We start from the raw sequence: 13769 nt of genomic DNA, 5'->3' as shown, positions 1-13769 counted from the left end.
CTGCGCGAACCCCTTGTTTTATGAGGAGACTAAGAAGGAAAACTTCTTGTCGCAAGCGGGAAATGTTTTGCAGCGGAGTTTCAAACAATTGTGTTCGGCAACTCACTGGAAATCGAACACACTGAGGCCGGTTACCATCTCGTCCAGCCCCAAAGGCCGGGTCAAAGGCGCCTCAGCGCGGGAGAGGCATCCCTGCCTTTCGCAAAGGCGGCAGGAAATGCCGATTGCAACGGCATTGATCTTCGGCCCAACGGCATCTCCATAAACCAAATCCTTGGCGAAATGCGCTTCGCAGGCCAGCATCAGCGCGGTGCGGCGCACCCGCTCTCCAAACGCCACCTGCGGCCCTTCCAATGTGCGCGATATGGTCAGATAGGCCGCGCCATCGGGCATTTCGGCACTTTCCACCAGCACCTGCCCCGGCTGGGCGAAGGCAGCGTGAATGTTCAGCTTCGGACAGAGGCCACCAAAGCGCGCCTGCGGAAACCCTTGCGCACCGGATTTACGAAACCGGTTTCCGGCATTGTCGGCTTCCATCAGGAAGAAGGGAACCGCCATCCCACCCGGCTTCGCCAGCGTGACGAGGCGGTTTGCCGCCTGCTCGTAGGAGACGTTGAAGCGGGCGCGTAGCACATCGATATCGTAGCGCGCTCTCTGCGCGGCGGAGAGAAAGGCCCCATACGGCATCATCAACGCGTGGGCGGCATATCGCGCAAGCTCGAACCGGGCAAGGCGCTTCGCCTCCTCTCCCGAAAGAGCGAGAGCCTCAAGCTCGGCAGAGACTTCCGCTGTCAAAACCAGAAGCGAAACCTCCATCGCCAGTTCGCGCAGCTGATCATGCGGGGACAGACGCTCGGAGAGGAACAGCCGCATGGAGTGACGATCATATCGCCGCCGCAAGTTCGGCATGGCATGAACCGGCAGGCTTCGCACGACGATGCCGTGGTTCTTTTGCAGCCAGGACTTCAGCGTCCCGGCAAGGGCATCTCCCGCTGATAGCGAGGCATGGAAGATTTCCGCGGCGGAATCGAGACCGGCGAAATGGGCGGGTCTCGCTTCAAAGACCTGCCGGACTTCATCGATGGGCAGTCGCGCATCGGACAGCGTGGTCTGGTGGCCTTCCCGCGCCAGAAGATCGGATAGATCGCTCAGCCGCTTGGCCTGTTCGCGGTAAGCGCGATAGAGCTTGACGACACCGCCCGCAGCGTTGGGTGCGGCCTCCGCAACCTCCACCAGTTCCTGCGCAGACGGAATCTCGCCCGCCAGAAGCGGATCGGCGAAAACTTCTCGGAGCTGGCTTGCCGTGCCGCCGCTCTCTCCCTGCAGATCGTCCAGATCAACCTTGTAGACGGAAGCGAGCTTCAAGAGCAGTTGAACCGTCAACGGCCTCTGATTACGCTCGATGAGGTTGAGATAGGATGGAGATATGGCAAGCGCCTCCGCCATCGCCGTCTGGGTCAGGGCAAGACTGTTGCGCACACGACGGACCCTCGGTCCCGCAAATATCTTGTTTTCCGCCATGCCACCTCTCTTTTTGACAAAGCACGTACAATCTGTGGGATTTACAAAATTGACATTTTTACAAAGCCACCCTGTCAAAGACGATACAGCATAACCCATTTCAAGTCACTGATTTTCCTTTTTATCTAGCGACTATCAGCCAATAAATGTAAATTCAGTCACATCAAATCGTGGATTGGGTAGCGATAAACGATTTAGAGAAATGAACATGGGAGAGAGATGTGACTGATTTTTACAAACTGGTTCCTGCTGCACCTCAAGGCCGCTTCGATGGCATAGAACGCACCTACAGCACCGATGATGTGCTGAAGCTTCGCGGCTCCATCGAAATCCGACATTCGCTGGCCGAAATGGGTGCCAATCGTCTCTGGAAGTTAATCAACGAGGAAAGCTTCATCAACGCGCTCGGCGCACTTTCCGGCAACCAGGCCATGCAGATGGTTCGTGCTGGATTGAAGGCCATCTATCTTTCTGGCTGGCAGGTTGCGGCAGATGCCAACACGGCGTCCGCCATGTATCCAGACCAGTCGCTTTATCCGGCCAATGCCGCACCGGAACTGGCAAAGCGTATCAACAAGACGCTTCAGCGTGCAGACCAGATCGAAACAGCAGAAGGCAAGGGCCTTTCCGTCGAGACATGGTTCGCGCCTATCGTTGCCGATGCAGAAGCAGGTTTTGGTGGACCGCTGAACGCCTTCGAAATCATGAAAGCCTTTATTGAGGCAGGCGCGGCGGGCGTTCACTATGAGGACCAGCTGGCATCGGAGAAGAAGTGCGGCCATCTGGGCGGCAAGGTTCTGATCCCGACAGCGGCCCATATCCGCAACCTGACGGCAGCGCGGCTGGCAGCCGACGTCATGGGCACGCCAACGCTCGTTATTGCCCGTACCGATGCGGAAGCGGCCAAGCTTCTGACTTCGGACATCGATGAGCGTGACCGCCCCTTTGTCGATTATGATGCCGGTCGCACCGTGGAAGGTTTCTATCAGGTCAAGAACGGCCTCGAACCCTGCATCGCCCGCGCCAATGCTTACGCCCCTTATTGCGATCTTATCTGGTGCGAGACATCGAAGCCGGATCTGGAGCAGGCGCGCAAATTCGCAGAAGGCGTGCACAAGGTGCATCCGGGCAAGAAGCTTGCCTATAATTGCTCACCGTCCTTCAACTGGAAGAAAAATCTGGACGATTCGACGATTGCCAAGTTCCAGCGCGAGCTGGGAGCCATGGGCTACAAGTTCCAGTTCATCACCCTTGCCGGTTTCCACCAGTTGAATTACGGCATGTTCGAACTGGCACGCGACTACAAGGATCGTCAGATGGCAGCCTATTCGGAGCTTCAGGAAGCGGAATTCGCAGCCGAAATCAATGGCTACACCGCAACCAAGCATCAGAGGGAAGTCGGCACCGGCTATTTCGACGCGGTATCCGTCGCAATCTCCGGAGGCGCCTCATCAACCACCGCCATGAAGGAATCGACCGAGCACGACCAGTTCCGCCCGGCCGCAGAGTAACCAGTCAATCGGAGGAAAAGACAATGGCATCGATTTCGAGAGTTAGAGAACGGGCAGAAGAACAATCCTCTGCCATGACTGAAAGCCAGCAAGCTGCCATTCGCATGCTGGCCAACGATCTGCACCGCCTCAACCAGGCCGTCATGAACGCCGTGGAAGCAGGCATCTCCGTCGAACTCGTCCGCTCCGCCCGCCACCACGGCGGCGACGGAAACTGGGGCGATCTGATGATCCCGGTGATCGTGGCGCAGAGTAAGGCTGCGGCGTAATGCGCAATACCGGACGGGCAACCGTCCGGTTTCATTTTAGGAACGACTAGATGAAAGCCTAGAGAGCGACGGTCAGCAAGGTGGCAATCGCGCCAGCTGCGATCAGGCTCAGGCGGAAAGCGAAAACGAGGTTGTCATCTCGGGTGCGGGCAACTGCGATGGCGCGGGCGCGATTTCTGGACATGATCATGAGCGGCTTCCAAACGAAAAACATAACCGTTCAATGCCGGGTTCCGGCGTCCAGCGAGACGTCATGTACAGCAAATGCTGTGCTGGCATAAAAGTCAGCATGACTCCCGGCTCTTAACAAGGTGTTAAAACCTCGCGGTTCTACACAGATTCTCCGGCGGCAACGCCCGATGCCCATGCCCACTGGAAATTATAGCCGCCAAGCCAGCCCGTCACGTCTACGCATTCGCCTATGAAATAAAGGCCTGGGACGGATTTCGCCTGCATGGTTTTCGAATCCAGATAGGTTGTATCGACACCACCCAATGTCACCTCGGCGGTGCGATAGCCTTCCGAGCCGGAAGGCTTGATCTGCCAGTCCTGGGCGCTGGCGGCAAGCGATGTGAGCGCCTTGTCGGAAAGGTCCGCAAGGTGCGTGGAGATGCCGGATTGCTCGACAAGATATTGCGCGAGCCTTTTCGGCAGAATGTCTGCGAGCGCTGTCTGGGCGGATTGTTTCCCGTTGGCCTTCTTCGCCATTTTCAGCTTTTCGGCAATATCCATCTCCGGTTCCAGCTTGAGGCGGATCGCCTCCCCTTCCCGCCAGTAGGACGAGATTTGCAGGATCGACGGGCCGCTTAGACCTCGATGAGTGAAGAGAAGCGCTTCGCGAAAACTCGTTTTGCCGTGCGAGACATCCGCAGGCACCGCGACGCCGGAAAGGGCGGAGAGCTTTTCCAATTGCGCTGGATCGAGTGTCAGCGGCACGAGGCCCGGACGTGGCTCCACCAACGGCAGGCCGAATTGCTCGGCAATGCGATAGGAAAAGCCGGTAGAGCCCATCTTGGGAATGGATTTGCCGCCTGTTGCGAGAACAAGGCTCGTCGCTTCGATTACGCCTTGAGAGGTGCTGACGCGGTATCCGCCCGTCGCTACGGGTTCGACAGCCGATATCTCGGTCTGAAGCCGGAGCCTCGCACCAACGGCCTGCATTTCCGCCAATAACATGCGGATGATATCCTTGGCGCTGTCATCGCAGAAAAGCTGGCCAAGCGTCTTTTCGTGCCAGGCAATCCTATGCTTTTCCACAAGGTCGATGAAATCGCGTGGGGTGTATCTTGCAAGCGCGGACTTGGCGAAATGCGGGTTTTGCGAGAGGTAATTCTTCGGCCCGGCATGGATGTTGGTGAAGTTGCAGCGCCCACCGCCGGAAATCCGGATTTTCTCGCCCGGTGACTTTGCGTGGTCCAGAACGATAACGGAGCGACCGCGCTGACCGGCACGAATGGCGCACATCATGCCAGCGGCACCGGCACCCAAAATCACCACGTCGCATTTTTCCGTCATGGAATTTCCCTAAGTTTGGCCCACTTCCTCTTTTCTAAGTCAGGCTGCTTGTCAATGCGCATTCCCCCCTCGCCAATTGTCAAAGTCTGACTATGATAGTGCCAATTGAAACACAGACCCGGTGATTTATGCCCCCCAAGAAAACCATGCTCCGCCCGAAGAAACCGGCAAACATGGCAAAAAAGATACCCGTAGATGTCTCCTCCACACGCGGCTGCTCTTCCTGGCGGGAAGCGGCGCAATGGCTGAAAGCACGCGGCATCGAAGACATCGAGTGTATCACTCCCGATCTGGCTGGCGTTCCGCGCGGCAAGATGATGCCGACCTCGAAATTTACCGGCGATACGTCGCTTGCCCTGCCCTCCGCGCTTTATCGCCACACGATTTCCGGCGACTACCCGGATGAGACGGCGAACTTTCGCTATGAGCCGCGCGATAGCGATCTGAAGCTGGTGCCTGATCTCTCAACACTCTCCGTTGTTCCGTGGGAAAGCGACCCGACCGCACAGGTCATCTGCGATGTGGTGGATCAGGACGGCAAGTTCGTTCCCTACACGCCACGCAACGTACTGAGAAACGTCCTTGACCTTTATAGGGAAAAGGGCTGGAAGGCGGTCGTCGCGCCCGAGATAGAATTCTACCTCGTTGCCATGAACGACGACCCCGACTACCCGCTGCATCCGCCGAAGGGCCGCTCCGGTCGTTCCATCGTCGGTGGGCAGAGCTATTCGATTGCCGGTATCAACGAGTTCGACGAGTTGATCGATGATATCTACCATTTTTCGGAAAAGCAGGGTCTGGAAATCGACACGCTTATCCATGAGGAAGGTCCGGCCCAGCTGGAAATCAACCTGCGCCACGGCGATCCTATCGAGCTTGCCGATCAGGTGTTCCTGTTCAAGCGCACCATACGCGAAGCTGCGCTGAAGCATGGCATCTACGCCACCTTCATGGCCAAGCCGATGCAGGGTATGCCGGGATCTGCCATGCATATTCACCAGTCGGTGGTCGATATCGAAACGGGCGAAAATGTCTTTTCGAACAAGGATGGCAGCCCTTCCAAGGAATTTTTCTCCTTTGTCGGCGGTATGCAGCGTTATGTGCCGAATGCGCTGGTGATGCTTGCGCCCTATGTGAACTCCTACCGCCGCCTGACGCCCGATATGGCCTGCCCGGTCAACAATGCCTGGGGTTACGACAACCGCACCACCGCGTTCCGAGTGCCTATTTCCGGGCCAGCGGCGCGGCGCGTGGAAAACCGTCTGCCGAGCTCGGATGCCAACCCCTATCTTGCCCTTGCGGCATCACTCGGCTGCGGCTGGCTCGGCATCATGAACAATATCGAGCCTACGGAGCCGACTTATGAGACGGCGAACGAAGGTTCCATCGAGCTACCCCGCGGGCTGCTGGAGGCTGTAGCCCTTCTGGAAGGCGAACCGCAATTCGACCGCGTCTTCGGCCATGAATTCGTCGGCCTCTACGCAGGCCTGAAGCGTGGCGAGTTCGAGACCTTCATGCAGGTCATCAGCCCGTGGGAGCGCGAGTTCCTGCTGCTGAACGTGTGAGGGCGCGATGATGGCGTGGCAGAGCCCGATATCGCCGAGTATCTCCTGGTATGAAAATACCGTCGGAGACCGACCGCAATATGCGGCGATGGATGGATCGCGTACCGTTGATGTCGCCGTTATCGGTGGCGGCTTCACCGGCTTGCAGGCGGCTTACAATCTCGCCAAAGCGGGCGTGTCCGTCACCCTGATAGATGCCAATCGTTTCGGGGATGGCGCTTCGGGACGCAACGGCGGTCAGTTCGGCACCGGCCAGCGTGCTTGGCCCGATGATCTGGAAGACGAAATCGGCTTCGAGCGCTCCAAGGCTTTGTTCGATATCGCCGAAGGGGCCAAGCACTACCTGCTGGATTTTGCCCGCGACCAAGGCATCGACATGGAATTTTTGCCGGGGCAGCTCAATGTCTCGCATAAAAAGGCTTATGCGAAAGACTATCGCAAAAGCGTGGATGCAATGACCAGCCGTTACGGCTACCCGCATATCTCCTTCATGGAAGGTGCGGAAACCGCTGAAAGGCTGGGCTCGACCCATTATTATTGCGGCGTGCGCGATACCGGCACCGGCCACATCCATCCAATGAAGCTCCTCGTCGGCCTGGCGAAAGCTGCACGGGATGCAGGTGCGGACATTTTCGAGATGACGCCCGCCAAATCCATCAGGCAGGCCCAAGGCAAGACGCTGATCGAAACAGCGAGCGGCACCATTACCGCAGGCCGCGTGCTGATCGCCACCAATGCGCATATCGGCAATCTGGAGCCGGTAACGGCAGCGCATATCATGCCGATCCGCTCCTTTATCGGCGCAACCATTCCGCTGGATGATTTCCCGCAAGTCATTCCCGGACAGGAAGCTGTGGCGGATTCCCGTTTCGTGGTCCGTTACTTCCGCAAGACACGGGACAACCGCCTGCTGTTCGGCGGGCGCGAAGCCTACACCGCAGATTCTCCGCGCGATATTTCCGTCCATATCCGCAAGCAGATCGCGGAAATCTATCCGGCCCTACACGACATCGAAATGACCCATGCCTGGGGTGGTTCGGTGGGCATTACCATGCCGCGTCAGCCATTCGTGCGCGAGGTGATGCCGGGCGTCATGTCCATCGGCGGCTATTCCGGCCATGGGGTGATGTTGTCGAATTATTGCGGCAAGCTGTATGCCGACATGGTGGTGAATAGAGATAAAGCGCTTGAGCAGTTTTCTGCGCTTGATGTACCTTCATTTCCCGGTGGAGCGAAATTCAGGTCCCCGCTGCTGTTTCTGGCGCTATCATGGTTTGCACTCCGCGACAGATTCTAGTTCGAAAAGCAGAGGTCGAATGAGACACGCATGATCAAAGCATAGGCACCATATCCAGCGAAGATCATAATTCTGCATAACAAGTCTGGCATTTTTAAATCGATTAGATTATGGATGCCCCAAACCCGTAAAGAGCAAGAGAATCGGTATGAGCAGTCAAATCATTCCAGTCGAGCCCTTCGATTGCGTCGTCTTCGGCGGCACTGGCGATCTGGCGGAGCGCAAGCTACTGCCAGCCCTTTACCACCGGCAGGTGGAGAACCAGCTCTCCGAACCGACGCGCATCATCGGTGCGTCGCGCTCGGTAATGACGCATGACGAATATCGCAAATTCGCCGAAGACGCGCTCAAGGAACACCTGAAAAAGGGCGAGTATGACGAAGCACAGGTCGCCAAGTTCTGCGCCCGCCTGTTCTATATCCCGGTGGATGCAAAGACCGAGGACGGCTGGGACAAGCTGAAGAAGCTGCTGGATGAGGGCAAGGATCGTATCCGTGCTTTCTATCTCGCCGTCGCACCGGCTATCTTCGGCGATATCGCTTCCAAGATTCGGGATCACAAACTGATCACCAAATCCACCCGCATCGTGGTGGAAAAGCCGATTGGCCGCGATCTCGCCTCTGCGCTCGAACTCAACGACACGCTGGGTAATGTCTTCAAGGAAGAGCAAATCTTCCGTATCGACCACTACCTCGGCAAGGAAACCGTTCAGAACCTGATGGTTCTGCGTTTTGCCAATGCGCTTTACGAGCCGCTGTGGAACTCCGCGCACATCGATCATGTGCAGATCACGGTCGCCGAATCCGTTGGCCTCGAGGGTCGAGCCGGTTACTACGACAAGGCCGGTGCGCTGCGTGACATGGTGCAGAACCACATCCTCCAACTGCTTTGCCTCGTTGCCATGGAGCCTCCGTCGTCGATGGATGCAGAAGCGGTTCGCGACGAGAAGCTGAAGGTGCTGCGTGCGCTGAAGCCTATCAACGAAAGCAATGTCGAGAAAAACACCGTTCGCGGCCAGTATCGTGCTGGCGCTTCCGCCGGTGGCCCGGTCAAGGGTTATCTGGAAGAGCTCGAAGGCGGTGTTTCCAATACCGAGACCTTCGTTGCCATCAAGGCGGAGATCGGCAACTGGCGCTGGGCGGGCGTCCCCTTCTACATCCGCACCGGCAAGCGCCTTGCAACCCGCGTTTCCGAAATCGTCGTCACCTTCAAGCAGATTCCGCACTCGATTTTCGATGATGCGGCTGGCAAGGTCGAGGCAAACAAGCTGGTCATCCGCCTGCAACCGGACGAAGGCGTGAAGCAGTCTCTGCTCATCAAAGACCCCGGCCCGGGCGGTATGCGCCTGCGCCAGGTATCGCTCGACATGAGCTTTGCCGAAGCGTTCAATGTTCGCAGCCCGGATGCTTACGAGCGCCTGCTGATGGATACGATCCGCTCCAACCAGACGCTGTTCATGCGCCGCGACGAAGTGGAAGCGGCATGGAAGTGGGTCGATCCGATCCTGAAAAGCTGGGAGGCTGTCGGTCAGGGCGTGCAGGGCTACACCTCCGGCACATGGGGTCCAAGCGGTGCGATCGCGCTGATCGAGCGCGATGGTCGCACCTGGCACGACGCCGACTGAGGAGATGCGGATGGAAGCTCAGATGCACGTCTTCGCAAATGGCCCGGAACTGGCGGAAAAGCTTGCTGGCGACGTTGCCCAACGGCTGAAAGAGGCACTTGAGGAACGCGGGACGGCAAGCATTGCCGTTTCCGGCGGCTCCACCCCCAAGCTGTTTTTTCAGGCGCTGTCGAAGCATCCGCTTGCATGGGGTCAGGTCAATGTGACGCTGGTGGACGAGCGTTTCGTTCCCGCCGATAGTGACCGCTCCAACCACAAGCTGGTGGCTGACAACCTGCTGCAAAACGAAGCGGCGGCAGCCTATTTTCTGCCCCTCTATCAGTCAGCCGCTTCCGCCGAAGACGCGGCCACGCTGGCAACGGTGAAGACTGCGGATATCTGCGATCCTTTCGACGTTGTGATCCTTGGAATGGGAACGGACGGACACACGGCCTCGTTCTTTCCAGGCGGCGACAATCTCGAAGAGGCACTCGACCTCGATGAGCCCCGGGCGGTTCTGCCCATGGAAGCAGAGGGCGCTGGCGAGGAAAGGCTGACGTTCAATCTTTCCGCTCTGCACGATGCGAGCTTCCTAGTGCTTCACATCGAGGGGGCGGCCAAGAAGGAAACGCTGGAAAAGGCACAGGCCGATCTGGATGAGGACGAGATGCCCATTCGCGCCGTGCTGAACAGGGCGGATTCGCCGGTCAATATCTACTGGGCACCGTAATCTCAGTTCGCTCGTTTAAAGAGCGATGTCCGGTACAGCAATAGCAACATGATCGTCGGTCCCGGCGTCCCAAGCGCGAGACCGACATCTCAAAGCAAGACAGGATGAACGCCCATGGCTGCCGATTCACGTATTCAAGCCATTACCGACCGCATCGTCGAACGCTCGAAACCCTACCGCGAGACCTATCTCGAAAGGCTTCGCCTGCAGGTTTCCAAAGGCGTTCACCGGTCCGTTCTCTCCTGCGGAAATCTTGCGCATGGATTTGCTGTCTGTTCCCCCGCCGACAAGGATATCCTTGCCGGCGACCGGGTTCCCAATCTCGGCATTGTGACGGCCTATAACGACATGCTCTCGGCGCATCAGCCTTACGAAACCTATCCCGCCATCATCCGCGATGCGGCAAAGGCAGCGGGCGGTATTGCGCAGGTCGCTGGCGCGGTTCCGGCCATGTGCGATGGCGTAACGCAGGGCCAGCCGGGCATGGAGCTTTCGCTGTTTTCGCGCGATGCGATTGCCATGGCGGCAGGCATCGGGCTTTCGCACAACATGTTCGATGCTGCTGTCTATCTCGGTGTCTGCGACAAGATCGTTCCCGGTCTCGTCATTGCCGCCCTCTCCTTTGGCCACCTACCTGCCGTCTTCATTCCCGCTGGTCCTATGACCTCCGGTCTGCCCAATGACGAGAAGTCGCGCATCCGCCAGCTTTATGCGGAAGGCAAGGTCGGTCGTGCGGAGTTGCTTGAAGCGGAATCCAAATCCTATCACGGCCCCGGCACTTGCACTTTCTACGGTACCGCCAACTCCAACCAGATGCTGATGGAGATCATGGGCTTCCATATGCCCGGTTCTTCCTTCATCAACCCGAACACGCCGCTGCGCGACGCGCTCACGAAGGAAGCGACGAGACGCGCGCTGGCGATTACCGCGCAGGGTAACGAATTTACACCGGCGGGCGAGATGATCGATGAGCGTTCCGTGGTCAACGGCGTCGTTGGCCTTCATGCGACAGGCGGATCTACGAACCACACGATGCACCTCATCGCCATGGCGCGGGCAGCCGGTATCATCCTCACATGGCAGGATATTTCCGATCTTTCGGACGCCGTGCCGCTCCTGGCCCGCGTCTATCCGAACGGTCTGGCGGATGTGAACCATTTCCACGCCGCAGGCGGCATGGGTTATTTGATCAAGCAATTACTCAAGCAGGGCTTCGTCCATGACGATGTTCGCACCGTCTTCGGCCACGGCCTGGAAGCATACACCATCGACGCCAAGCTTGGTGAAGACGGCGTCATCATTCGGGATGCCGCGCCTGAAGAAAGCCATGACCCCAAGGTTCTCGCCCGCATCGAAACGCCATTCCAGCCAACCGGCGGCCTGAAGATGCTGACCGGCAATCTCGGCAAGAGCGTTATCAAGATTTCTGCCGTCAAGCCGGAGCGCCACATCATCGAAGCGCCTGCCCTTGTGTTTAACGACCAGCAGGAGCTTCAGGATGCTTTCAAGGACGGAAAGCTGAACCGCGACTTTATCGCCGTTGTCCGCTTTCAAGGCCCGAAGGCGTGCGGCATGCCGGAACTGCATCGCCTTACCCCGCCGCTTGGCGTTCTACAGGATCGCGGTTTCAAGGTTGCGCTGGTAACGGACGGACGTATGTCCGGCGCTTCGGGCAAGGTGCCTGCTGCCATCCACGTGACGCCTGAGGCTTCCGACTGCGGCCCGATCTCCCTCATCCGCGATGGCGACATCATCCGTCTGGACGCGATTTCCGGCACGCTGGAGGTGCTGGTTTCAGCGGCGGAGCTTTCCAAGCGCGAGCCTGCGCGCGCAGATCTTTCCCACAATGAATGGGGCATGGGCCGCGAACTCTTCGCCACCTTCCGCCGCAACGCCGGTCCTGCCGATCAGGGTGCGAGCGTATTTCACTGAGGTTAGCTCAAACAAAAAGGCCGCGTTTCGATGGAAACGCGGCCTTCTTGATATTTGTGACATTCACCAGGCGCGAATGTTGAGCTTGCGATCCCTGTGGGCGGGATGGGTGCTGAACACAAAAATCCTGTCCAGCTCCTTTGGCGTCAGCATCCGCAAAAAACGGACCTGCATAGTGTTGTTGGCGTTGACCCTCATCACCACGCAGCCGATCTTGTTGATACGGGCATCCGGAATGTCGAGGTAAAACTGTTTCGGAAGTTCGAATTGTGTCAGGAGCGCGAGAACTGCTTCGGTCTGCGAAATCTTGATGACGTCGCAACGGCGCGAGGCCATGTTCATGACTGCTTTTTCGGTGTACTCGATACGCGCACCATTGGCGGTATCTTCCATCTTGAACCGCGCTTCGCGGTCATACATGAAAGATTCTTCCTTGCTTAGATACGTTGCTTTACCGATGCTTGCGCGGGCGTTCACGGCCTGACTCCCCTAACATTTCGATGAAAATACTACGCCTGGAGTCATTAACAATTCATCTTCGCGTTTCGATATGAAACACATCGGATACAGCTTTGAAGGGCATACCGGAATGCCTTGTTTTATCAGCCGCCCGGGTGTTCAAACGGCTGATTTATCAACAAAACAGTGGCGTAAAAGTTTCTGGCGGATTTCCTGTTGCTTGAAGCCAGGGTTAAGAATGCGTGACTTTCCACAGCCTAGTTCTTGTAGGAGCGCCCTTCCGCATCAAAGAGATGCAGTTTTTCAGCCGGTGCAGCGAAACGAAGAACATCACCTTTCTTTACTGGGACGATGCCCGGTATCTTGACGATGATCGGCTCCTGCCCGTTCGGCGCTTCAAGGTAGAGAAGGGTCACTTCACCGAGGGCTTCCACGATAGACACCTTGCCCTCCAGCAGGTAGTCATCACCCAATACGATGGTCAGATCCTCCGGGCGCACGCCGAAGGACGCTGCCTTGCCAACCTCGCTCTCGACCGTGGGGATGGCCAGCGTCAGGGTCTTTCCACCTGACAATTCGATGGCAGTTTCCTGACCTGCACGGCGCACCGTGGCGGGAATGATGTTCATAGCCGGAGAGCCGATGAAGCGGGCAACGAAGAGGTTTGCCGGGTTCTCGTAAAGCTCCAGCGGTTCACCCACCTGCTCCACCTTGCCGCCATTCAGCACGACGATGCGGTCTGCCAGCGTCATGGCTTCCACCTGATCGTGCGTTACGTAGATCATGGTGGTATCGGCCATTTTCTCGCTGAGCTTGGCGATCTCGATGCGCGTGGCGACACGCAGAGCGGCATCGAGGTTGGACAGCGGCTCGTCGAAGAGGAAGACTTTCGGGTTACGGCAGATGGCGCGACCGATGGCGACACGCTGGCGCTGGCCGCCGGAGAGCGCCTTGGGGAGGCGTTCAAGATATTGCGTCAGCTGCAGAATGTCGGCAGCGGCGCGTACGCGCCGGTCGATCTCCTGTTTGCTTTCCTTGGCGATCTTCATGCCGAAGGCCATGTTGTCATAGACCGTCATATGCGGGTAGAGCGCGTAGGACTGGAACACCATGGCGATGCCGCGACGCGATGGCGGGATTTCATTCACCAGCTTGCCGTCGATGTACATCTCGCCGCCGGTGATTTCCTCCAGACCTGCGATCATTCTGAGCAAGGTGGACTTGCCACAGCCGGAGGGGCCGACGAAAACGATGAACTCGCCCTGTTTGATGTCGAGATCGATGCCGTGCAGGACCTTCACCTGACCGTAGGCTTTGCGGATGTCCTTCAGAATAAGGCCAGTCATGCGATGTTCCTCCCTGTCGAT

12 protein-coding genes are annotated in these 13769 nt (G+C 57.8%); 7 read left to right on the top strand and 5 right to left on the bottom strand.

Annotated elements, in window-relative coordinates; translation table 11 throughout:
* Window positions 1-102 precede the first annotated feature (102 nt).
* Window positions 103-1521 carry a helix-turn-helix domain-containing protein gene (locus G6L28_RS02195; RefSeq protein ID WP_174062144.1) on the bottom strand — a complete coding sequence of 473 codons (1419 nt, stop codon included), beginning with the start codon at window positions 1519-1521 and terminating at the stop codon, window positions 103-105.
* A gap of 221 nt (window positions 1522-1742) precedes the next feature.
* On the opposite strand from G6L28_RS02195, the gene aceA reads away from it, so the two are divergent.
* Both aceA and G6L28_RS02185 read left to right on the top strand, forming a co-directional pair.
* On the top strand, window positions 1743-3032 hold the full coding sequence (aceA, locus tag G6L28_RS02190; protein WP_174062143.1) for an isocitrate lyase: 1290 nt from the start codon (window positions 1743-1745) through the stop codon (window positions 3030-3032).
* 23 nt (window positions 3033-3055) lie between these two features.
* Complete coding sequence (locus G6L28_RS02185; RefSeq protein ID WP_174062142.1) at window positions 3056-3301, top strand: hypothetical protein; 246 nt, start codon at window positions 3056-3058, stop codon at window positions 3299-3301.
* A 58-nt stretch (window positions 3302-3359) separates the two neighbouring features.
* Here the strand turns inward: G6L28_RS02185 and G6L28_RS23030 are convergent, their stop codons facing one another.
* Together G6L28_RS23030 and G6L28_RS02180 are read right to left on the bottom strand one after the other, a co-directional pair.
* Window positions 3360-3491, bottom strand: coding sequence for a hypothetical protein (locus tag G6L28_RS23030; RefSeq protein WP_272955833.1), 132 nt, complete (start codon window positions 3489-3491; stop codon window positions 3360-3362).
* Between the two features lie 140 nt (window positions 3492-3631).
* The gene (locus G6L28_RS02180; RefSeq protein ID WP_174062141.1) at window positions 3632-4816 is read right to left on the bottom strand and encodes an NAD(P)/FAD-dependent oxidoreductase; all 1185 of its coding nucleotides are present in this window, start codon (window positions 4814-4816) and stop codon (window positions 3632-3634) included.
* 128 nt (window positions 4817-4944) lie between these two features.
* Between G6L28_RS02180 and G6L28_RS02175 the strand changes: the two genes are divergently transcribed.
* From G6L28_RS02175 to edd, 5 genes are all read left to right on the top strand, one after another.
* Window positions 4945-6381, top strand: a complete 1437-nt coding sequence (locus G6L28_RS02175) for a glutamine synthetase family protein (protein ID WP_174062140.1) — start codon at window positions 4945-4947, stop codon at window positions 6379-6381.
* A 10-nt stretch (window positions 6382-6391) separates the two neighbouring features.
* Window positions 6392-7678 carry an NAD(P)/FAD-dependent oxidoreductase gene (locus G6L28_RS02170; protein ID WP_174062139.1) on the top strand — a complete coding sequence of 429 codons (1287 nt, stop codon included), beginning with the start codon at window positions 6392-6394 and terminating at the stop codon, window positions 7676-7678.
* A 148-nt stretch (window positions 7679-7826) separates the two neighbouring features.
* Complete coding sequence (gene zwf, locus G6L28_RS02165) at window positions 7827-9302, top strand: glucose-6-phosphate dehydrogenase (protein WP_174062138.1); 1476 nt, start codon at window positions 7827-7829, stop codon at window positions 9300-9302.
* 10 nt (window positions 9303-9312) lie between these two features.
* Complete coding sequence (pgl, locus tag G6L28_RS02160) at window positions 9313-10011, top strand: 6-phosphogluconolactonase (RefSeq protein ID WP_174062137.1); 699 nt, start codon at window positions 9313-9315, stop codon at window positions 10009-10011.
* Window positions 10012-10125: 114 nt separating this feature from the next.
* Complete coding sequence (gene edd, locus G6L28_RS02155) at window positions 10126-11943, top strand: phosphogluconate dehydratase (RefSeq protein ID WP_174062136.1); 1818 nt, start codon at window positions 10126-10128, stop codon at window positions 11941-11943.
* A 63-nt stretch (window positions 11944-12006) separates the two neighbouring features.
* Here the strand turns inward: edd and G6L28_RS02150 are convergent, their stop codons facing one another.
* Complete coding sequence (locus tag G6L28_RS02150; RefSeq protein WP_174062135.1) at window positions 12007-12363, bottom strand: hypothetical protein; 357 nt, start codon at window positions 12361-12363, stop codon at window positions 12007-12009.
* 296 nt (window positions 12364-12659) lie between these two features.
* Window positions 12660-13748: an ABC transporter ATP-binding protein gene (locus tag G6L28_RS02145; protein ID WP_174062134.1), complete on the bottom strand. Its 1089-nt coding sequence runs from the start codon at window positions 13746-13748 to the stop codon at window positions 12660-12662.
* Window positions 13749-13769: the final 21 nt, after the last annotated feature.

Source organism: Agrobacterium larrymoorei, from assembly GCF_013322225.1.
Lineage (GTDB): Bacteria > Pseudomonadota > Alphaproteobacteria > Rhizobiales > Rhizobiaceae > Agrobacterium > Agrobacterium larrymoorei_A.
This window is presented reverse-complemented; position numbering and strand designations above follow the sequence as displayed.